We start from the raw sequence: 21,512 nt of genomic DNA, 5'->3' as shown, positions 1-21,512 counted from the left end.
GGCGCGGATCGTCCTAGGCGCGCTCGTCGAGCAGGCGGCTCGACTCGTCGTGCCAGCTCGTGGCGATGGCCGACAGCTTCTCCTGGTACTTCTTGCCGTGGTGGGCGCAGAAGAGGAGCTCGCTGCTGTTCACCTCGACGCGGATGTAGGCCTGCGCGCCGCAGCTGTCGCAGCGGTCGTTGGCGGTGAGCTGGTGGTTGTCGAGCTCGTCCACGGGACGCTCGGTCGCGGTCGGTGTCATGTGATGCTCCCCTCCGGGTCGGGTCTGGGTCGAGCCGAATGGATCAAGTAGACCACGTGCTCCCGGCAGTCGACCCGACCGTGGGCGCCTGTTTCGCTCTGCGCGTAGGGCGCAGGGTGGTGGACGGCGATTCGGAGGGGAAGGCGGCGGCCGGCGGTTAAGATCGATGTCGGCTCGCGTCCGGCGAATGCCGGACGTACATGGAGGACAGCACGTGGCAGCATCCGATTATTCCGCCCGTCACCTCTCCGTCCTCGAGGGCCTCGAGGCGGTGCGCAAGCGGCCCGGCATGTACATCGGATCGACCGACTCGCGCGGTCTCATGCACTGCCTGTGGGAGATCATCGACAACAGCGTGGACGAGGCCCTCGGCGGCCACGGCGACCTGATCGACGTGCGGCTCCATCCGGACGGCAGCGTCGAGGTCCGCGACACCGCACGCGGCGTGCCCGTCGACATCGAGCCCAAGACCGGCCTCTCCGGCGTCGAGGTCGTGTTCACCAAGCTGCACGCCGGCGGCAAGTTCGGATCCGGCTCCTACGCCTCCTCGGGCGGACTGCACGGCGTGGGCGCCTCCGTCGTCAACGCCTTGTCGGAGCGCCTCGACGTCGAGGTCGACCGCGGCGGCAAGACGCACGCCATGTCGTTCCGGCGCGGTGAGCCCGGCATCTTCGACGACCAGGGCGAGGCGAGCCCCGACTCGCCGTTCCGCCCCTTCACGTCCGGCAGCGAGCTGCGGGTCGTCGGCAAGGTGCGCAAGGGCGTCACCGGCACGCGCATCCGCTACTGGGCCGACCGGCAGATCTTCACCCGTGGCGCGTCCTTCCTCACCGAGGAGCTCCTCGGCCGCGCGCGCCAGACCGCCTTCCTCGTGCCCGGGCTCCGCATCGACATCGATGACCTGCGCGGCGACCAGCCCGTGCGCGAGTCGTTCCGCTTCGACGGCGGCATCGCCGAGTTCGTCGACCACCTGGCCGTCGATGCGCCACTCACCGACACGTGGCGGCTCGAGGGATCTGGCAGCTTCACCGAGACCGTGCCCGTCCTCACCGACGGCGGCGCCATGGTGCCGACCGAGCTCACGCGCGAGTGCGCCGTCGACATCGCGCTGCGCTGGGGCACGGGCTACGACACCCGCTTCAAGTCGTTCGTCAACATCATCTCCACGCCCAAGGGCGGCACCCACCAGGCCGGCTTCGAGGCGGGCCTGCTCAAATTCGTCCGCGCGCAGGTCGAGGCCAACGCGCGCAAGCTCAAGGTCGGCACCGACAAGCTCGAGAAGGACGACGTGCTCGCCGGCCTCACCGCCGTGCTCACGGTGCGCTTCCCCGAGCCGCAGTTCGAGGGCCAGACCAAGGAGGTGCTGGGCACGCCCGCCGTCCGCGCCATCGTCTCCCAGGTCGTGCAGAAGGCCATGGCCGAGCGCTTCGCGTCGACGCGCCGCGAAGACAAGGCGCAGACCGCCGTGCTCCTCGAGAAGGTCGTGGGGGAGATGAAGTCGCGGATCTCCGCGCGCACGCACAAGGAGACGCAGCGGCGGAAGAACGCGCTCGAGAGCTCGTCGCTCCCGGCGAAGCTCGTGGACTGCCGCTCGAACGACGTCGCCAACAGCGAGCTGTTCATCGTCGAGGGCGACTCGGCGCTCGGGACGGCCAAGCTCGCGCGCGACAGCGAGTACCAGGCGCTGCTCCCCATCCGCGGCAAGATCCTCAACGTCCAGAAGGCGTCGCTGCCCGACATGCTCTCCAACACGGAGTGCGCGTCGATCATCCAGGTGCTGGGCGCGGGATCCGGCCGCACGTTCGACCTGTCCGCGGCGCGCTACGGGAAGATCATCATCATGAGCGACGCCGACGTCGACGGCGCCCACATCCGCACGCTGCTGCTCACGCTCTTCTTCCGCTACATGCGGCCCATGATCGACGAGGGCCGGGTGTTCGCCGCCGTGCCGCCGCTGCACCGCGTGGTGGTCATGAACCCGGGGTCCAAGCCCAACGACGTGATCTACACCTACTCCGAGCGCGAGCTCGCGGCGGTGCTCGCCCAGGCCAAGCGGCAGGGCAAGCGGTACCAGGACCCCATCCAGCGCTACAAGGGCCTGGGGGAGATGGACGCCGACCAGCTGGCGACGACCACCATGGACCGCCGCAACCGCACGCTCCGTCGCGTGCGCGTCGACGACGCCGAGGCCGCCGCGCGCATGTTCGAGCTGCTCATGGGCAACGACGTCGCGCCCCGCAAGGAGTTCATCATCGACGGCGCCGGATCCGTGCGGGACCGCATCGACGTGTGACGCGCGGGCCACGGGCCGGATGCGCGGACGGCCGCGGACCCTCGGTCCGCGGCCGTCCGCGTCCGCGGCGCCGGCGCGCCTACGTCTCGAGCGGCGCGGAGCCGTCCTCGGCCGACGGCTCGACGACGCCCGCGGCCGCGCCGGACGCGGCATCCGGCGCCTCGGCGGGGGTGACCGCCTGGCCGACGCTCCCGATCGCCTTCTCGAGCGGTATGCCCGACCCGTCGCGCTTCATGCCGGTGGGCGGGAGCTGCCGCACCTCGCCGGCCGGACCCACCGCGAGAGCGGGCCCGGGGCCGACCCAGGCGAGGGCGAGGTGGTCCTCGCCCTTGAGGTACGCGTGCGCGCGGACGCCGCCCGTGGCGCGGCCCTTGCGCGGGAAGTCGCCGAAGGCGCTGACCTTCGCCCGGCCGGGATCCACGCCCGCGATGGTGGCGGACGACGCCGAGACCGTCACGACCTGGGCGCCCTCGGGGGCGACGGAGGAGAAGAACAGCACGCGTGCGCCGGCTCCGAGGTTGACGCCGGCGACGCCGCCCGCCTGGATGCCCTGCGGCCGCACCGACACCGCGGGGAAGTGCAGCAGCTGCGCCTCGCTCGTGACGAAGACGAGCTCGTCCGTCTCCGCGCCCTGACGCGCGCCGACGACCTCGTCGCCCTTCTTCAGCGCGATGACCTCGAACTCGGGCTTCGCGGGCAGGGCGGACGGGGCGATGCGCTTGACGACGCCCTGGCGCGTGCCCAGGGCGATCGCCTCCTCCGTGCCGAGTGCCACGAGCGCGACGACGCGCTCCTTCTTGTCCGTGAGGCCGAGGTAGTCGCGGATCCGCACGCCGGCGCCGAGCTGCACGCTCGCGACCGGGACCACGGGGAGGTCGACGGGGGTCATGGTGATGAGCCGGCCGGTGTTCGTGATCGCCCCGATGCGCGTGCGGCTCGTGGTCTCGATCGCGGTGAGGACCGCGTCATGGGAGCTGCGGCGGACGGTCTGCAGGGGCGTTCCCGGCGCATCGGCCAGCAGGTCGACGCGGACCGCGCGGCCCGTGGTCGACAGCAGCACCCGGCACGGGATGTCGGCGATCTCGAGCACGGGCGCCGACCGGCGGCTCGCCGCCCCGGCGACGCTCGGCGCCGCCTCGGTGAGGAGCGTGCGGCGCGGCGTGCCGAAGCGGTCGGCGACCTCCTGCAGCTCGGTCGAGACGAGGGCGCGGAGCCGGCGGGGATCGGCGAGGATCGCCTCGAGCTCGGCGATCTCGGCCTGCAGCCGGTCGCGCTCCTCCTCCAGCTCGATGCGGCTGAACCGCGTGAGCCGACGCAGGCGGAGCTCCAGGATGTAGTCGGCCTGCAGCGTCGACAGGTCGAACACGTCCATGAGCCGCGCGCGCGCCTGCTCGGTGTCGTCGCTGCCGCGGATGACCTGGATCACCTCGTCGATGTCCAGGATCGCGATGAGGAGGCCGAGCACGAGGTGCAGCCGCTCCTGCCGGCGGGCGAGCCGATAGCGCGTGCGCCGCGTGACGACGTCGAGGCGGTGCGCCACGTAGACCTGCAGCAGCTCCTTCAGCCCCAGCGTCTGCGGGCTGCCGTCGACGAGCGCGACGTTGTTGATGCTGAAGCCGTCCTCCAGCGGCGTGTAGCGGTAGAGCTGCTCGAGCACCGCCTCCGGATTGAAGCCCGTCTTGATCTCGATGACGAGCCGCAGCCCGTGCGTGCGGTCGGTGAGGTCGGTGACGTCGGTGATGCCCGACAGCTTCTTGTTCTGGACGCCGTCCTTGATCTTCTCGATGACCTTCTCGGGGCCGACGAGGTACGGCAGCTCGGTGACGACGAGCCCCGACTTCCGCGGCGTGAGGCTCTCGACGGAGACGCGCGCGCGGGTCTTGAAGCTGCCGCGGCCGGTGAGGTACGCGTCCTTGACGCCCGACAGCCCGATGATCGTGCCGCCCGTGGGGAGATCCGGCCCCGGCACGAACGCCATGAGGTCGTCGAGCGTGGCGTCCGGGTGGTCGATGAGGTGACGCGCGGCGCCCACGACCTCGATGAGGTTGTGCGGCACCATGTTCGTCGCCATGCCGACCGCGATGCCGCTCGCGCCGTTGACCAGCAGGTTCGGGAGCGCCGCCGGGAGCACGGCCGGCTGCATGAACGCGTTGTCGTAGTTCGGGACGAAGTCGACGACGTCCTCGTCGAGGCCCTCGACCATCGCGAGCGCGGAGGCGGCGAGCCGGGCCTCCGTGTACCGGGGCGCCGCGGGTCCGTCGTCGAGCGACCCGAAGTTGCCGTGCCCGTCGATGAGCGGCACCCGCAGCGTGAACGGCTGCGCCATGCGCACCATCGCGTCGTAGATGGCGGAGTCGCCGTGCGGGTGGAGCTTGCCCATCACCTCGCCCGTGACGCGGGCGGACTTCACGTGCCCGCGGTCGGGACGGAGGCCCATCTCGCTCATCTGGTAGAGGATGCGGCGCTGCACGGGCTTGAGCCCGTCGCGCGCGTCGGGCAGGGCCCGGGAGTAGATGACCGAGTACGCGTACTCGAGGAACGAGTTCTCCATCTCGGTGGAGACGTCGACGTCCTCGATCCGCTCGGCGGGCTCGTCGGGCGTGGTGTTCGTGGTGGAGGGACTCATGGACTCTCTGGGTCGGGATCGGCGCTGCGCCTGATCGGCGTCGTGACGCGGATGCGCGCCCGGCTGCTGTGGCAGACTGGGCCGGATGGCCCCCATGCTACCGGCGTCCGGATCCCGCCGGATGAGCCTCACCGCTGTCATGCCCGGCTGCCTCGCGGCCCTCGCGGGGGAGGAGTCGGAAGCCGGCCTCCCGCCCGTCGACCGTGCCGTGGTCGTCCTCGTGGATGGGCTCGGCTCCGCCGCCCTCCGCGCCCGCGCCGGCCACGCGCGCCACCTGGTGCAGCGCTGGCGGAAGAAGGACGTCGTCGACGTGGGCTTCCCCACCACGACCGCCGCCAGCATCACCTCGCTCACCACCGGCGTGCGCGCGGGCGAGCACGGCCTCGTCGGCTACGCCGCGCTGGATCCCGCGCACGACCGCGTCCTCAAGCTGCTGTCCGGATGGGACGCCCGCAGCGTGCCGGAGGAATGGCAGCCGGTGCCGACCGTGTTCGAGCGGGCGGTCGCCGCGGGCGTCCCCGCGTTCGTCGTCGGGGCAGCCCGCTACGCCGGTTCCGGGTTCTCCCGCGCGGCGCTGCGGGGCGCGACCTACGTCGCAGCGGAGTCGATCGCCGAGCGGTTCGTCGTCACCCGCGCGCTCCTGGACCGGGAGCCGCGCGCGCTCGTCTACCTCTACGTCCCCGAGCTCGACCAGGTCGCCCACTCGCACGGCTGGGAGTCGGACCGCTGGCTCCGGTCCCTCGAGGAGCTCGACCAGGCGGCGGGTCCCTTCCTCGACCGTCTCGGCCCGCGCGAGGGCGCCCTGATCACCGCCGACCACGGCATCGTCGACGTGCCCGCCTCATCCCAGGTCCTGTTCGATCGGGTGCCGGAGCTGGTCGCGGGCGTCCGGCACGTGGCGGGGGAGCCGCGCTGCCTGCACCTGCACGTGGAGCCCGGCGCCGATGCCGACGCCCTCGCCGACGCCTGGCGCGCCTCGGAGGGGACGCGGGCCCACGTCGCGACGCGCGCCGAGGCCATGGCCGCGGGCTGGTACGGACCGGTGCGGGAGGGCGTGGCGGCGCGCATCGGCGACGTGGTCGTCGCGACGCGCGCGCTCATCGCGTACTACGACGGCCGCCCGCGGGACCAGGGAGCCCGTCGGATGATCGGCCAGCACGGGTCGTCCTCGGACGAGGAGCGCCTGGTGCCGCTCATCCGCGCCGGGGCGTTCGCGCGGGACTGACGCACGCCACGACGATGGCCGGGTCGCGCCTGGGCGACCCGGCCGCGCGTGGTCAGGCCAGGTGGTCGTCGTCGCTGCGGGCGCCGAACACGATCTCGTCCCAGCTCGGCATCGCCGTGCGTCCGCGTCGGCCGGAGGTCTTCCCGGACCCGCGGCCCTCCCCGGTGCCGGGCGTGCGCAGGCCCTCGTCCTCCGCCTCGTCGCGCGGACGATCGCGGCCCGTGTCGACGCGGCCGATGCCGGGGATCACCGCCGACCGCAGCGGCGGCACGGAGCGCTGGCCGCCGCGCGGACGGGACAGCGGCTCGTCCCTGCGGGCGGCGGGAGCGGGCGCGGGTGCGTCCTCGACCGGGTCGTCGCCCTCGTCCTCGCGCGGGACCGACTCCCGCTCGCCCCGTCGGCGCCGGAGGGCCTCGAGCAGGTCGGCGGTCTCGTTCAGCTCCACCTGAGCGACCCGCGCCGGCTGCTGCGTGCCGGCCGGGTGATTGCCCTGTCGCCCGAGGTGCGAGACGGACGCACCCTCGTCGCGGCGAGGCGCCTCCCACGGCTGGGGCGCGGTGTCTTGCGTGCTCGACGCCGTCGGCTCGGGCAGGCGGAAGGCCCCGCTGTCGAAGCGCGTGACACCGGCCTCCTCGTGCGTGTCGGCGGCCTCGGGCGGCAGCGCCCGGAGGCGGGGGATGAGGGCACCGCGGATCTCGCCCTGCTGCGAGAGGGTGATCGCCTCGTTGTTGGCGGGGGAGAGCGCGTGCTTCTTCGCGTCGTAGGACCAGCGCGCGTCGTGCTCGATCTCCTCGCTCGTGAAGGCGACCTTCACGACCCAGCCTCCGAGCTGCTCCTTCCAGCTGCTCCAGCGCACCTCCTGCGCGCCGAGTGACTCGAGGCGCTCCTCGATGACCTGGCCGAACAGCGTGCCCTGGCCCATCGGGTCGACCTCGATGGCCGTGTGCACGGGCACCTTCATCGCGCTGCGCACGACGTGCTCGCGCTCGGCGACGACGGGACCCTCGAACTTGCGGACGTACTCGACGGACGCGCCGGTCTCCCGCGCGACGTCCTCGGCGCTCATGCCCTGGCGGATGAAGGACTGGATGATGCGCGGCGCGGCCTTGCGCGTGGCACCGCCGTCGGCGGACTGACGGCGCAACGCGGAGCGGAACGCGTCGTCCATCACGAGACGGTGCCGGTCACCGCCCGCGCCCTCGACGACGAGGGCGCCGTCCTCGACTCCGACGATCTTCAGATCCTGCATGTGTTCCACGCCTCTCGCGCTCACTGGACGGTTCACGATGACACGAGTCGGCCCCTCTTCCGGGGAATACGCGTGGCGCGCCGCGACTTGTGTCGGACGAGAGCGCATGGAGGCGGGATCACGGCAGCGGACGGCACTCAGTTTGTGCGCGAACGGTGTACCGTGTGAGTCCGCATCCGCGGTCCGGGGACGGGCTGGCTCCCCGCATCCAAACCGCCGATCAGGAGCCCCGACAGGGGCCTCAGGACGGTTTGCTATCCGGATGCGATTCATGCAAACTGTGCCCGCCGATTCCGTTCGGCGGTTATTCGAGAAGTGGACAGGAATGGTAACTGATTACGACGCCCCGCGCAAGACGGAGGACGACTCCGACTCGATCGAGGCTCTGAAGGAGCGCGTCCCGGACCGCATGTCCGGGGTCGTGGACGTCGACGATGCCGACAACCCCGGGAGCTTCGACCTCGCCGGAGCCGACCTCTCCGACATCGAGCTCGAGACGGTGGTGCTCCCGCCCCAGGCGGACGAGTTCACCTGCGTGAGCTGCTTCCTCGTGAAGCACCGCTCGCAGATCGACCACCAGGAGAAGCTCGGGCCCATCTGCCAGGAGTGCGCCGCGTAGAGCGACGCCGGGCGAGAGCCCCTACAGGCCCCGCGCCTGGACGCACGTCATGATCGCCGCGATCCCCGGATCGCGGCGATCAGTCGTTCCGGGGTGCGCGTGGACAGCAGCCAGTAGGGAGCGGGATCCGTCGCGTCCAGGAGCGGCACCCGCACCACCGGGTCCACCCATCCGCGGATCACGAGGTACGCCCGCGCGTGCAGCCGCGTGCCGCGCTCGGCCGTCGCCTGCGCGCCCCGGAACCCCTCGGGCTCGCCGAGCTGGTCGACGTCGATCGACGCGCGGCCGGCCCGCAGCCGCCCGTCGGCCACCTCGATGACCGGGCTCGTGAGCACCAGCGTCGCGACGACGCCCGCGTACAGCACGATCGCGACGATCACCCCGGCGACGACGCTGATGGGGAGGAACACGAGCAGGCTCGCGGGCATGACGAGGGCGGTGGCGACGAAGAGCCAGGGAGCCGGCCACAGCCGCTCCTTGTAGGGGGACGCTTGCATGCGCCTATTCGATCAGATTCCTGCACTAGCCTCGGACCGTGCCCGATCCCGTCGACGTCCTCATCGCGGGCGACGCCCCGATCCCGGCCTACGCGCACCCCGGAGACGCCGGCGCCGACCTCGTCAGCGCCGAGTCCCTGCGTCTCGAGCCCGGCCAGCGGGCCACCGTCGGCACGGGTGTGTCGATCGCCCTCCCCGACGGGTACGCCGCGTTCGTCCTCCCGCGCAGCGGCCTCGCCGCACGTCACGGCATCACGATCGTGAACGCGCCCGGCACCGTCGACGCGGGGTACCGCGGCGAGATCCGGGTCACCCTCCTCAACACCGACGCCGAGGCCGCGTACGATGTCGCGGTCGGCGACCGCATCGCGCAGGTCGTCGTCATGCCGGTCAGCCGGGTGCGCTTCGTGCCCGTCGAGAAGCTGCCCGGGAGCCACCGCGGCACGGGGGGCTTCGGCTCTACGGGCACCGGCGCCCTCCCCGCCCGAGATCCAGGAGACCGAACATGACCGACGAGAACGCGAACCAGCCGGACGACGCCGTCGCGGACGACGCCGAGCACGTCCTGGACGCCAAGTCCGCGCCCGACGACCGGGCCGACGAGGGGCCGCTCGACGAGACCGAGGCGAACCCCGTGCGTCCGTACGTCGACCTCGGCGGGATCAAGGTCCTGCCGCGCGAGGGCCTTCACCTGCGTCTCGAGGTGGCCGAGGGCACGCAGCAAGTCGTCGCGATCGGCCTCGACTTCGCCGAGTCCAGCCTGCAGGTGCAGCCGTTCGCCGCGCCGCGCTCGAGCGGGCTATGGCACGAGATCCGCACGACGATCGGGGAGCAGATCGAGCGGCAGGGCGGCACGACCCGCCTGGCCGACGGACCCTTCGGCCCCGAGCTCCACGCGGTCATCCCGGTCGTGCAGCAGCCCGGCCAGCCGGCAGCGAGCACGCGCGAGGCCCGCTTCATCGGGGTCGATGGCCCGCGCTGGTTCCTGCGCGGCGTCATCACCGGCCGCGCCGTGACCGACCCCGAGGCCGCGGCCGCCGTCGAGGACCTCTTCCGCAGCGTCGTCGTGGTGCGCGGATCCTCGCCCATGCCCCCGCGCGACCTCATCCCGCTCAAGATGCCCGCGGCCCAGGTCGGCACGACCCCGGGCGCGGCTCCGGCCGGCGAGAGCCCGGCCCCCGCGCTGGGCGCCTGAGCGTGTCGGGGGAAGGCCCGGTCGGGAGCGATTCCCAGCGTCCCGAGCCCGCCGACGGACCGCACGCGCCCGACGGCACGTCGCGCGCGTCGGCGCCCGCCCCCGGTGAGGCGATCGGCGCGAGCATGGCGCAGGCCGCGGAACGAGCGGGCCTCGGGCAGGCGGCGCGCGGAGAGACCATGACCGCCGCCGCGCTCCTCGCCGCGATGGGCGGCATCCGGGGCGTCCTCGAGGCGATCGTGCCCGGTCTCCTCTTCCTCGTCGCCTTCACGCTCACGCGCGACATCGTCCTCTCGGTCGCCGTGCCGGTCGTCGTCGCCGTCGTCGCGGTCGTGGCCCGGCTCGTGCAGCGCTCGGCCGTCGCCCCCGCGGTAGGCGGGCTCGTCGGCATCGTCATCTCGGCGTTCCTGGCCCTCCGGTCGGGGGAGGGACGCGACTTCTACGCCCTCGGCCTCTGGACGAACGGCGCGTACTTCGCGGTGCTCCTGGTCTCCGTCGTGGTCGGGTGGCCCCTCGTCGGCGTCGCCGTGGGCTTCCTCATGGGAGACGGCACGGCGTGGCGGCAGGACCGCAGGAAGGCCAGGGCACTCCGCCTCCTCACGCTCGTGTGGGTCGGCTTCTTCGCCCTGCGCCTCGCGGTGCAGCTCCCGCTCTACCTCTCCGACTCCATCGACGCGCTCGGCGTCGCCCGCCTGGTGATGGGCACGCCCCTCTACGGCGTGCTCCTCGTCCTGTCGTGGCTCTTCGTGCGCGCCGTGTACGCCAAGGACGCGGCGGCACCGGCCGCCGGCTGAGCCGCACCTCCTCCACCTCCACCTCCGACCTGCCTCGCCGGCTCCGCGATGACCGCGCGCCGCGGCGCGCGGGCTCTGCACCGCGATGGTAGATTCATCTCGACGTCGAGATACATCGGCGCCGTCCCGCCTCGCGCCGGGTGCCCGATCAGGGTCGCCTTACTGGACCCGGCCGCGGCGGGCGACCAAGATCGGATGACGGGCGGAATCGACTTCCGCGCCCATCCAGCGAGGGAAGAGGGCCACGTGTCTGCAATCAACAGCTTCGGCGCGAAGGACACACTCCGCGTCGGGGACACCGACTACGAGATCTACCGCATCGACACCGTGGCGGGCCACGAGCGTCTCCCGTTCAGCCTCAAGGTGCTGCTCGAGAACCTCCTCCGCACCGAGGACGGCAAGAACGTCACCGGCAGCCAGATCAGCGCCCTCGGCGACTGGGCCCCGGACTCCGAGCCCGACACCGAGATCCAGTTCACGCCCGCGCGCGTCGTGATGCAGGACTTCACGGGCGTGCCGTGCATCGTCGACCTCGCCACCATGCGCGAGGCCGTCGGCGAGCTGGGCGGCGACCCCACCAAGATCAACCCGCTGGCGCCCGCCGAGCTCGTGATCGACCACTCGGTCATCGCCGACCTCTTCGGGTCCGAGGACGCGCTCGAGCGCAACGTGGACATCGAGTACGAGCGCAACGGCGAGCGGTACCAGTTCCTCCGCTGGGGCCAGACGGCGTTCGAGGACTTCAAGGTCGTCCCGCCCGGGACCGGCATCGTCCACCAGGTCAACATCGAGCACCTCGCCCGCGTCACCATGACGCGCGAGGTCGGCGGCGCCCTCCAGGCGTACCCCGACACGTGCGTCGGCACCGACTCGCACACCACCATGGTCAACGGCCTGGGCGTGCTGGGCTGGGGCGTCGGCGGGATCGAGGCGGAGGCGGCCATGCTCGGCCAGCCCGTCTCGATGCTCATCCCCAAGGTCGTCGGCTTCAAGCTCTCGGGCGAGATCCCCACGGGCGTCACCGCCACCGACGTGGTCCTCACGATCACGCAGATGCTGCGCAAGCACGGCGTCGTCGGCAAGTTCGTCGAGTTCTACGGCACGGGAGTCGGCGCCGTCCCGCTCGCCAACCGCGCCACCATCGGCAACATGAGCCCCGAATTCGGCTCCACCGCCGCCGTCTTCCCCATCGACGACGTCACCCTCGAGTACCTGCGCCTCACCGGCCGCAGCGAGGAGCAGGTCGCGCTCGTGGAGGCGTACGCCAAGGAGCAGAAGCTCTGGCACGACGCGGACGTCGAGCCGTCCTTCAGCGAGTACCTCGAGCTCGACCTCTCCACGGTCGTGCCCTCCATCGCCGGCCCGAAGCGCCCGCAGGACCGCATCGAGCTGACCGACGCGAAGTCGCAGTTCGAGCGCGACCTCAACGACTACGCGCAGGTCGACCACGACATCGTCGATCTCACGACGGCGATGAGCTTCCCCGCGTCCGACCCGGGCGAGCTGCAGCCGGAGGACGAGCACTCGTCGCACGAGCACCACCACGCGTCGCAGAGCCCCGCGTCGGTCACGAAGCCCACGCGCGTCACCCTCCAGGACGGCAGCGACTTCACGCTGGACCACGGCGCCGTCGCCATCGCGGCCATCACGTCGTGCACCAACACGTCGAACCCGTCGGTCATGCTCGCGGCCGGGCTCCTCGCCCGCAACGCCAGCAAGAAGGGCCTCAAGGCCAAGCCGTGGGTGAAGACCACGCTCGCGCCCGGATCCAAGGTCGTCACGGACTACTACGAGAAGTCTGGCCTCACCACGTACCTCGAGGACCTCGGCTTCTACACGGTCGGCTACGGCTGCACGACCTGCATCGGCAACTCGGGCCCGCTGATCGACGAGATCTCCACCGCGGTGCAGGACAACGACCTCGCGGTCACCGCCGTCCTCTCGGGCAACCGGAACTTCGAGGGCCGCATCAACCCCGACGTGAAGATGAACTACCTCGCGAGCCCGCCGCTCGTGATCGCGTACGCGCTGGCCGGGTCGATGAACTTCGACTTCGACTCCGACGCGCTCGGGACCGACAGCGACGGCAACGACGTGTTCCTCAAGGACATCTGGCCCGACGCGGACGAGGTCCAGTCGACGATCGACAGCTCCATCGACACGGGCATGTTCACGCACCAGTACGCCGGCGTCTTCGACGGCGACGAGCGCTGGCGCTCGCTCCCCACCCCCACGGGCGCGACGTTCGAGTGGGACGCGGAGTCGACGTACGTGCGGAAGCCCCCGTACTTCGAGGGCCTCACCATGGAGATCACGCCGGTGTCCGACATCCAGGGCGCGCGCGTCCTCGCGAAGCTGGGCGACTCGGTCACGACCGACCACATCAGCCCCGCCGGCTCCATCAAGGCGGACAGCCCCGCGGGCCGCTACCTCGACGAGCACGGCGTCGGCCGGAAGGACTACAACTCCTACGGCTCGCGCCGCGGCAACCACGAGGTCATGATCCGCGGCACGTTCGCGAACATCCGCCTGCGCAACCAGCTGCTCGACGGTGTCGAGGGCGGCTACACCCGCGACTTCACGCAGGAGGGCGGCCCGCAGTCGTTCATCTACGACGCGTCCGAGAACTACCAGGCGGCGGGCACCCCGCTCGTGATCCTCGGCGGCAAGGAGTACGGCTCTGGATCGTCGCGCGACTGGGCGGCCAAGGGCACGAGCCTGCTGGGCGTCAAGGCGGTCATCACCGAGAGCTTCGAGCGGATCCACCGCTCCAACCTCATCGGCATGGGCGTCGTCCCGCTGCAGTTCCCGGCGGGCGAGTCCTGGGCGTCGCTCGGGCTCGACGGCACCGAGCAGATCACCATCACCGGGCTCGAGGAGCTCAACTCGGGCACGACGCCGCGCACGGTGCACGTGGTCGCGGCACCCACCGCTGACTCGCCCGCGGGCAAGGCGACGGTGGAGTTCGACGCGGTCGTGCGCATCGACACCCCCGGCGAGGCGGACTACTACCGCAACGGCGGGATCCTGCAGTACGTGCTACGCAGCCTGGTGGCGTAACGGCGACCTGAGGAGGCCGGGCGGCGACGCCCGGCCTCCTTCGTGCATGCAGGGCCCTGCGTACACTCGAAGAGGCGGGCGTCGTTCCATGACGCCCGATGGAAGGCGGTCAGCATGGGAATCCTCGAGACGATCACGGGACCCCGGGACCTCGACCGGCTGAGCCACGAGCAGATGCTCGAGCTCGCCGCCGAGATCCGGCAGTTCCTCGTCGCGGAGGTCTCCAAGACGGGCGGCCACCTCGGGCCGAACCTCGGCGTCGTGGAGACGACGCTGGCGATCCACCGGGTCTTCGACTCGCCGAAGGACCCCATCGTCTTCGACACCGGTCACCAGTCGTACGTGCACAAGCTGCTCACCGGCCGGCAGGACTTCTCCCGGCTCCGCGAGTCGGGCGGCCTCGCCGGCTACCCGCAGCGGTCGGAGTCCGAGCACGACATCGTCGAGAGCTCGCACGCGTCGAGCTCGCTGAGCTGGGCGGACGGGATCTCGCGGGCCTTCGGGATCACCGGCCAGACCGACCGGCACGTAGTCGCGGTGGTGGGCGACGGCGCCCTCACCGGCGGCATGACGTGGGAGGCGCTCAACAACATCTCCGACGACAACACGCGGAAGCTGATCATCGTCGTCAACGACAACGGCCGCTCCTACGCCCCGACCATCGGCGGCATGGCCCGCTTCCTCAACACGGTGCGCACCCGCCGGACCTACCGCGGCCTCTACGAGACGAGCCAGCGCGTGTTCGGCGTCTTCGGCGCCCCGGGGGACAGCCTGTACCGCGGCCTCCGCGGCGGGCTCCACGGATTCCTCACGCGCGTCACCGACAACGAGGCGCTGTACTCCAACCTCGACATCAAGTACCTGGGCCCCATCGACGGCCACGACCAGCAGGCGATGGAGGAGGCCCTCGAGCAGGCCCGCGACTACGGCGCCCCCGTCATCGTCCACGCGATCACCGAGAAGGGCCGCGGGTACGAGCCCGCGCGCCGGGACGTTGCCGACCAGTTCCACGCGGTCGGGCAGATCGACCCCGAGACGGGCGAGCCCATCGACCCGTCGCAGGCCGTGAGCTGGACGAGCGTGTTCGCGGACGAGATCCTGGCCCTCGCGGACGAGGATCCCCGCATCGTCGGCATCACCGCCGCGATGCTCCGCCCGGTGGGCCTCCACAGGTTCGCCGAGAAGCACCCCGACCGCGTGCACGACGTCGGCATCGCGGAGCAGCACGCCGTGACGAGCGCGGCGGGCCTGGCGTACGGCGGACTGCACCCGATCGTCGCGCTCTACGCGACCTTCGTCAACCGCGCCTTCGACCAGGTGCTCATGGACGTCGCCCTGCACCGCGCGGGCGTGACCTTCGTGCTCGACCGGGCCGGCGTCACCGGTCCCGACGGGCCGAGCCACCACGGCATGTGGGACCTGGCGCTGCTGCAGATCGTGCCCCACATCCGCCTGAGCGCCCCACGCGACGCGACGCGGCTCCGCGAGGAGCTGGGGGAGGCCGTGAAGGTCGACGACGCGCCCACCGTCGTGCGCTTCTCCAAGGGCAACGTGGGCGACGAGATCGAAGCCGTGCGGCGCCTCGACGACGGCGTCGACGTGCTGCACGAGTCGGCGTCCCAGGACGTGCTCATCGTCACGGTGGGACCCATGGCGACCATGGGCATCGAGGTCGCGGAGCGCCTCGCGGCGCAGGGGATCGGCGCGACCGTCGTGGATCCCCGGTGGGTCGTGCCCGTGCCGCGCAGCGTCGTGGAGCTCGGAGGGATGCACCGCCTCGTCGTGACCATCGAGGACGGCGTCGTGGTCGGCGGCATCGGCACGCGTATCCGTCAGGACCTCCGCGAGGCCGGCATCGACACGGGCGTGACGGAGCTGGGCCTCCCCGACGAGTTCCTCGACCACGGCACGCGATCGGAGATCCTCGAGCGCGTCGGCCTCACCCCGCAGCACATCGCGCGTGACGTCGTCGCCCAGGTGCTGGGGAGCCGCGTGCCCGCGGCCCGACCGCTGCCGGAGGACGAGGAGCGCGTGTCCATCCGGGCCGAGGACGACGAGCAGGGATAGCAGGCACGACGACGGAGAGGCCCGACCGCATCGCGGACGGGCCCCTCCGTCGTGAGCGGGTCGCTACGCCACGCCGCGGATCGGCGGGTGGTGGAACGTGTCGCCGAACGCCCGGTCGCTCGCGCCGACGCGGTCGAGGTACGGCGTGAGGCCGCCCATCTGGAAGGGGTAGCCGGCGCCGAGGATGAGGCACAGGTCGATGTCCTCCGCCGCGTGCACGACGTCGTCCTCGAGCATGCGGTGCACCTCGTCGGCGAGGCCGGTCTCGACGCGCTCGCGGATCTCCTCCGCCGTCATGGGCGACTTCCCGCCCTTGACGATGCGCACGGCCTCCTTGTCGAAGCCGGTCGGCCGGCCCTTCGCGTCCCGCGCGTAGATGCGCCCGAGATCGGCGAGCCGGTGCAGGTTCGGGCTCTCGAAGAACCGGTCCGGGAACGCGGCGTGGTGCGTGTCGAGCACGTGCGCGCCGACCTTGAGGCCGACGAGCTCGAGCAGCTCGAACGGCGTCATCGGCAGGCCGAACGGCGCGAGCGACCGGTCGACGACCTCGAAGGGCGTGCCCGTGTCGACCGCGTGCATGGCCTCGCCGAGGACCTTCGCGAGGATCCGGTTCACCACGAAGCCCGGGGTGTCCCGGGTGATGACGGCGTTCTTGCGGAGCTGCTTCGCCACCTGCATCGCGGTCGACAGCGTCTCGTCGGTGGTCTGCGGGGTGCGCACGACCTCGATGAGCGGCATCACGGCGACCGGGTTGAAGAAGTGGAAGCCCACCACGCGCTCCGGGTGCCGCAGCCGCTCGGCGATGCGCTCGACCGAGAGGCTCGACGTGTTCGTGGCAAGGATCGCGGTCTCGGAGACGTGCTGCTCGATCTCGGCGAAGACCGCCTGCTTCACGCTGAGCTCCTCGAACACGGCCTCGATCACCCAGTCCGCGTCGGCGAAGTCGGCCTTGTCGGTCGTACCCGTGACGAGCGCCTGGAGGCGGTTGGCCTCGTCGGGGGAGACGCGTCCCTTCTCCGCGAGCTTGCGGATCTCGCCGTGGATGCCGGCGACGCCCGCGTCCACGCGCGCCTGGTCGAGGTCCGTGATGACCACGGGGACCTGGAGGCGGCGCACGAACAGCAAGGCGAACTGCGACGCCATGAGGCCGGCCCCGACGACGCCGACCTTGGTGACCTTCCGGGCCAGGGCCTTGTCCGGCGCTCCCGCGGGCCGCTTGGCGCGCTTCTGCACGAGGTCGAACGCGTAGATGCTGGCGCGGAACTGGTCGCCGGAGATGAGGTCGGCGAGGGCCTCGTCCTCGGCCGCGAAGCCCTCCTCGCGCGTGCTGCGCTTGGCGGCCTGCAGCAGGTCGAGCGCGCGGTACGGCGACTGCGCCACGGTGCCGATGCGCTGCTCGAGCGACTTCCGCGCGATGCCGATGGCGACGTCCCACTTGGCGAGGCGCTCGAGGCGGCCGGGCGCGTGCGGGCGCTTGACCTCGATGGCGCCGGAGATGACCCCGTCGGCCCACCGGATCGACTGCTCGAGGAAGGACGCGGACGGGAACGACGCGTCGGCGATGCCGAGCTCCATCACGTCCTGGGCCTTCAGCGTGCGGTTGTTCTTGAGCGGGTTCTCGATGATGACCTTGAGGGCGTTCTCGATGCCGATGAGGTTCGGCAGCAGCCACGCGCCACCCCAACCGGGGATGATCCCGAGGAAGACCTCGGGCAGCGCGACCGCCGGCACGGACTCGTCGACCGTGCGGTAGTCGGAGTTGAGTCCGATCTCGAGACCGCCACCGAGCGCGAGCCCGTTGACGAACGTGAACGACGGCACGCCGAGGCGGTGCAGGCGTCCGAGGGTGTCGTGCCCGAGCTGCGCCATCTGGCGGCCGACGTCGCGGCTGGGGATCTCGCCGACCTTGCTGAGGTCCGCGCCCGCGGCGAGGATGAACGGCTTGCCCGTGATCGCGACACCGTGGATCTCCCCGGCGGCCGCCCGGATCGCCAGGCCGTCGAGCGCGTCCGCGAGCTCGAGCAGCGTGGCCGGGCCGAGTGTGGACGGCCGCGTGTGGTCGCGGCCGTTGTCGAGCGTGACGAGCGCGAGCACGCCGCCGGACGGCAGCGGCACGTCGCAGACGAACGAGTGGGTGACGACCTCGTCGGGATCGAGCGCCACGAGCTCCCGGAAGCGGCTGGTGTCGGTCACGTGTTCCTCTTCCTCTTGCCGGTGAAGTGCGGGTTCTCCCAGATGACGCTGCCGCCCTGGCCGAGGCCGACGCACATCGCCGTGAGGCCGTAGCGGACCTCGGGGTGCTGCTCGAACTGGCGCGCGAGCTGGTTCATGAGCCGGACGCCGCTGGACGCGAGCGGGTGGCCGACGGCGATGGCGCCGCCGTACTCGTTGACGCGCGGGTCGTCGTCGTCGATGCCGAAGTGGTCGAGGAGGCTGAGCACCTGGATGGCGAAGGCCTCGTTGAGCTCGAAGAGCCCGATGTCGTCGATGGTGAGCCCGGCCTTCCGAAGCGCCTTCTCGGTGCTCGGCACCGGTCCGATGCCCATGATCTCGGGCTCGACGCCCGCGAACGCGAAGGACACCAGCGTCATCTTCGGCGCGAGGCCGAGCTCCTCGACGGCGTCGCCGCTCGCGAGCAGGGCGGCCGTGGCGCCGTCGTTGAGGCCCGACGAGTTGCCGGCCGTGACGCGGCCGTGCGGGCGGAAGGGGGTCCGGAGCCCGGCGAGGCCCTCGAGCGTGGTCTCGGGGCGCATCGCCTCGTCGCGCGTCGCGAGGCCCCAGCCCTGGTCGGACCGGGTCGCGACGGGCACGAGGTCCGGCTGGATGTCGCCGTTGGCGTACGCGAGCGCGGTCTTCCGCTGGCTGGCGAGCGCGTAGCGGTCGGCCCGCTCGCGGGTGAGCGCCGGGAAGCGGTCGTGGATCCGCTCGGCCGTGTTCCCCATGTTGAGGGCGTCCTGGCTCACGAGGCGCTCCGCGAGGAAGCGGGGGTTCGGATCCGCGTCGAAGCCCATGGGGTGGCGGCCCATGTGCTCGACGCCGCCTGCGATCGCGAGGTCGTAGGCGCCGAAGGCGATGCCGCCCGCGGTGGCCGTGACGCTCGTCATGGCGCCGGCGCACATCCGGTCGATGGCGAAGCCGGGGACGGAGCGGGGGAGCCCGGCGAGCAGCGCGGCCGTGCGGCCGAGGGTGAGGCCCTGGTCGCCCGTCTGCGTCGTGGCCGCGATGGCGACCTCGTCGATCCGGTCCTTCGGCACCCGGGGGTTCCGCTCGAGCAACCCGATCATGGCCTTGACCACCAGGTCGTCGGCGCGGGTCCGCCAGTACATGCCCTTCTCACCCGCTCGTCCGAACGGGGTGCGGACCCCGTCCACGAAATGGACTTCGGCTCTCTCGACCACTGACGCCTCCTCGCATCGATTTCCCCCACCCTAGGAAGAAGCCGGACGGGGGCCGAATCCGTTGACTGTTCCTACGAGGCCCCGTCGTCGGTCGCGTCGTCGGCTTGGTCCGCATCGACAAACGCCGCGGCCACCGGAGCGGCCGTCGCCTCGATCTGCCAGGGGCGCGCGCCCCACGACCCGAGCGCCTCCGCCATGGCCTCGGGCGCGAGGTCGGCGGGCGGCGTCCAGGCGACGCGACGCAGCACCTCGGGGGTCAGCAGGTTCTCCTGCGGCACGCCCATCCCGGTCGCGACCTCTTGCACAGCCACGCGGGCGCGCTTGAGGCGGCGGTCGGCGGCGGGGTCCTTGTCGGCCCAGGCCTTGGGCGGCGGCATGCTCTCGCCCGTGCCGCGCAGCTGCGGGAACTCGGTCGCGGCGAGCCCCCGCTCGACGGCGGCCCACCAGCGATCGATCTCGCTGCGGCTCGCGCGCCCGGAGAACTCGCGCACGGCGGCGAGGTCCCGCTTGGTCTGCGGCAGGATCCGGGCGACCGCGACGAGCGACCCGTCGGGGACGAGGCGGCCGGGGCTCGTGTCGACCTCGCGCGCGTACGCGTCGCGGGCCTCCCACAGCTCCTTGGCGACCGCCAGGTTGCGACCGCCGCGCACCCCGTGCAGGCCGCTGAGCCGACGCCACGGCTCGACCCGGGCGGGCTTCGCCTCCTTGGCGATCGTCGCGGCGAACTCCTGCTCGGCGATGCCCGTCTTGCCCTGCTCCTCGAGGCGGCGCGCGATCTCGTCGCGTACGTCCACGAGCAGCTCGACGTCGAGCGCGGCGTAGACGAGCCAGGCGCGGGGGAGCGGGCGGGTCGACCAGTCGGCGGCCGAGTGCTCCTTGGCCAGGTGGATCCCGAGCAGCTCCTCCACCACGGTGCCGAGGCCCACGCGCGGCAGGCCGAGCAGGCGCGACGCGAGCTCGGTGTCGAAGATGCGCTGCGGGTCGAGGCCCACCTCGCGGAGGCAGGCGAGGTCCTGGCTGGCGGCGTGCAGCACCCACTCCACGTCGCGGATCACGTCGTCGAGCTCCGAGAAGTCGCCGACGGCGGGCGGGTCGAAGAGGAAGGTGCCGGCGCCGCGGCGGAACACCTGGATGAGGTACGCGCGCTGGCTGTAGCGGAAGCCGGAGGCCCGCTCGGCGTCGACCGCGATGGGACCCGTGCCTGCCGCGATGGCCTCGACGGCGCGCAGGTAGTCCTCCCGCGTGTCGATGACGGTGAGGTCGCCCGTCGCCGCGGCCTCGCGGAGGGGCGACCGCGCGGGAGCGTCGTCGGCGCCCTGCGCGGGCGCCGTCACGGGGGCGTCCGGCCCGGGTGCAGCGGCAGCCGGTGCGGGGTCGGCGACCCGCTCGGGCGCGGTCCGTCGGGTGCGCGTGCGGGTGCGGGCGGCGACCACATCGGTCGCGGTGGATCCCGGCACGTCGGAGAACAGGGACGTCCCCATGGCAGGCCGCGTCAGACCGGTGGGCGGCGAGACCGGGGCGTCTCCGCCGGTCGCGTCGGGGTCGGGGGTGTCGGACGGGGCGTTCACGTCCGGGTGCGTCGCGCTGATAGCAGTGTCACTCCTTCGCCCGCGGGAGGGAGCCCTGCGAGCATGCACAGTAGTTCCCCCCAGCCTTCCACATGGGCGGTCACGTCGGCGTCCGCGGGTGTCCACGAGGCGCGCAGCTCGATCTTGGCGCCGCTGCCCTGGCGGGCGAGCTCGCCGTAGCCGGTGGAGATGATCCGGGTGGCGGTACCCGACGGCGAGGAGTACCGGGCGCCGCGGGAGGCGAGGCCGTCGACGAGCCAGGACCACGCGACGTCGGCGAGGAACGGATCCGTCCCCATGTCGGTCTCGAGCGGCGCCTGCGCGAAGCAGACGACGCGGAAGGCGCCGCCCCACGCCTCCGGCTCCTCCGGGTCGTGCAGCAGGATGAAGCGGCCGGTGCCGAGCTCCGAGTCGGAGGCGTGACCCGAGGGCGAGACGTCGGCGGCGAGCGCCACCGCGTACGGCGCCAGGTTGCTCGAGGGCGAGGGGATCTCCGTCAGCACGAGCTCGGATCGCGTGGTGGCACGCCGCAGGGCGTCCAGCGCCGCGCGGAACTCGGGCGGATCCTCGGCACTGTCACGGGTCTCTACCACGTGTGCAGAATATGGTCCGCCGGTCGACGCGCCGGGAGCCACGCCGCGACGGGGGACGGGCGGCACGGTCGCCGATGGCGGCGCGAT

The 21,512-nt window shown here is 72.1% G+C and carries 16 protein-coding genes; 8 read left to right on the top strand and 8 right to left on the bottom strand.

The genetic code is table 11. The annotated features are described in order from the left end of the window. Positions 1–13: 13 nt before the first annotated feature. Positions 14–241: a DUF7455 domain-containing protein gene (locus B5P21_RS08840; RefSeq protein WP_012038337.1), complete on the bottom strand. Its 228-nt coding sequence runs from the start codon at positions 239–241 to the stop codon at positions 14–16. Between the two features lie 214 nt (positions 242–455). On the opposite strand from B5P21_RS08840, the gene B5P21_RS08835 reads away from it, so the two are divergent. After that, positions 456–2,534, top strand: coding sequence for a DNA gyrase/topoisomerase IV subunit B (locus B5P21_RS08835; protein ID WP_094171041.1), 2,079 nt, complete (start codon positions 456–458; stop codon positions 2,532–2,534). A 79-nt stretch (positions 2,535–2,613) separates the two neighbouring features. Here the strand turns inward: B5P21_RS08835 and B5P21_RS08830 are convergent, their stop codons facing one another. Further along, entirely contained in the window at positions 2,614–5,160 is a 2,547-nt protein-coding gene (locus B5P21_RS08830) for a DNA gyrase/topoisomerase IV subunit A (protein WP_045527982.1), read from the bottom strand. A gap of 85 nt (positions 5,161–5,245) precedes the next feature. Between B5P21_RS08830 and B5P21_RS08825 the strand changes: the two genes are divergently transcribed. Then, entirely contained in the window at positions 5,246–6,385 is a 1,140-nt protein-coding gene (locus tag B5P21_RS08825; RefSeq protein ID WP_094171040.1) for an alkaline phosphatase family protein, read from the top strand. A gap of 52 nt (positions 6,386–6,437) precedes the next feature. On the opposite strand, the gene sepH is transcribed toward B5P21_RS08825, so the two are convergent. Continuing rightward, positions 6,438–7,634: a septation protein SepH gene (gene sepH, locus B5P21_RS08820; protein WP_094171039.1), complete on the bottom strand. Its 1,197-nt coding sequence runs from the start codon at positions 7,632–7,634 to the stop codon at positions 6,438–6,440. Positions 7,635–7,959: 325 nt separating this feature from the next. Between sepH and B5P21_RS08815 the strand changes: the two genes are divergently transcribed. Continuing rightward, positions 7,960–8,253 (top strand): DUF4193 domain-containing protein, encoded by a 294-nt coding sequence (locus B5P21_RS08815; RefSeq protein WP_094171038.1) that lies wholly within the window; start codon positions 7,960–7,962, stop codon positions 8,251–8,253. Between the two features lie 47 nt (positions 8,254–8,300). On the opposite strand, the gene B5P21_RS08810 is transcribed toward B5P21_RS08815, so the two are convergent. Then, on the bottom strand, positions 8,301–8,750 hold the full coding sequence (locus tag B5P21_RS08810) for a DUF3093 domain-containing protein (protein ID WP_045527989.1): 450 nt from the start codon (positions 8,748–8,750) through the stop codon (positions 8,301–8,303). 38 nt (positions 8,751–8,788) lie between these two features. Here B5P21_RS08810 and dut point away from each other — a divergent pair, with 38 nt between their 5' ends. From dut to dxs, 5 genes are all read left to right on the top strand, one after another. Continuing rightward, positions 8,789–9,259 carry a dUTP diphosphatase gene (gene dut, locus B5P21_RS08805; RefSeq protein WP_045527991.1) on the top strand — a complete coding sequence of 157 codons (471 nt, stop codon included), beginning with the start codon at positions 8,789–8,791 and terminating at the stop codon, positions 9,257–9,259. Beyond that, on the top strand, positions 9,256–9,945 hold the full coding sequence (locus B5P21_RS08800) for a DUF3710 domain-containing protein (protein WP_045527993.1): 690 nt from the start codon (positions 9,256–9,258) through the stop codon (positions 9,943–9,945). Before dut ends, B5P21_RS08800 begins: the two co-directional genes overlap by 4 nt. Positions 9,946–10,124: 179 nt before the next feature. Further along, positions 10,125–10,739, top strand: coding sequence for a DUF3159 domain-containing protein (locus tag B5P21_RS08795; RefSeq protein ID WP_236688845.1), 615 nt, complete (start codon positions 10,125–10,127; stop codon positions 10,737–10,739). Positions 10,740–10,985: 246 nt separating this feature from the next. Next, positions 10,986–13,799: an aconitate hydratase AcnA gene (acnA, locus tag B5P21_RS08790; RefSeq protein ID WP_094171037.1), complete on the top strand. Its 2,814-nt coding sequence runs from the start codon at positions 10,986–10,988 to the stop codon at positions 13,797–13,799. A 114-nt stretch (positions 13,800–13,913) separates the two neighbouring features. Continuing rightward, a complete protein-coding gene (gene dxs, locus B5P21_RS08785; protein WP_045527999.1) occupies positions 13,914–15,866 on the top strand; it encodes a 1-deoxy-D-xylulose-5-phosphate synthase in 1,953 nt (650 codons plus the stop codon). A 63-nt stretch (positions 15,867–15,929) separates the two neighbouring features. On the opposite strand, the gene B5P21_RS08780 is transcribed toward dxs, so the two are convergent. The 4 genes from B5P21_RS08780 to B5P21_RS08765 form a co-directional block, all read right to left on the bottom strand. Continuing rightward, on the bottom strand, positions 15,930–18,059 hold the full coding sequence (locus B5P21_RS08780) for a 3-hydroxyacyl-CoA dehydrogenase NAD-binding domain-containing protein (protein WP_094171036.1): 2,130 nt from the start codon (positions 18,057–18,059) through the stop codon (positions 15,930–15,932). After that, entirely contained in the window at positions 18,056–19,264 is a 1,209-nt protein-coding gene (locus B5P21_RS08775; RefSeq protein ID WP_045528003.1) for a thiolase family protein, read from the bottom strand. The genes B5P21_RS08780 and B5P21_RS08775 overlap by 4 nt, the downstream gene beginning before the upstream one ends. A gap of 71 nt (positions 19,265–19,335) precedes the next feature. Further along, positions 19,336–20,832 (bottom strand): ribonuclease D, encoded by a 1,497-nt coding sequence (locus B5P21_RS08770; RefSeq protein ID WP_172457223.1) that lies wholly within the window; start codon positions 20,830–20,832, stop codon positions 19,336–19,338. Beyond that, on the bottom strand, positions 20,829–21,425 hold the full coding sequence (locus tag B5P21_RS08765) for a DUF3000 domain-containing protein (RefSeq protein ID WP_012038352.1): 597 nt from the start codon (positions 21,423–21,425) through the stop codon (positions 20,829–20,831). The genes B5P21_RS08770 and B5P21_RS08765 overlap by 4 nt, the downstream gene beginning before the upstream one ends. Positions 21,426–21,512 lie beyond the last annotated feature (87 nt).

The sequence above is a fragment of the Clavibacter michiganensis subsp. insidiosus genome, from assembly GCF_002240565.1.
Classification (GTDB): Bacteria; Actinomycetota; Actinomycetes; order Actinomycetales; family Microbacteriaceae; genus Clavibacter; species Clavibacter insidiosus.
The sequence above is the reverse complement of the archived record's forward strand: the minus strand, read 5'-3'. Positions and strand labels throughout refer to the sequence as shown.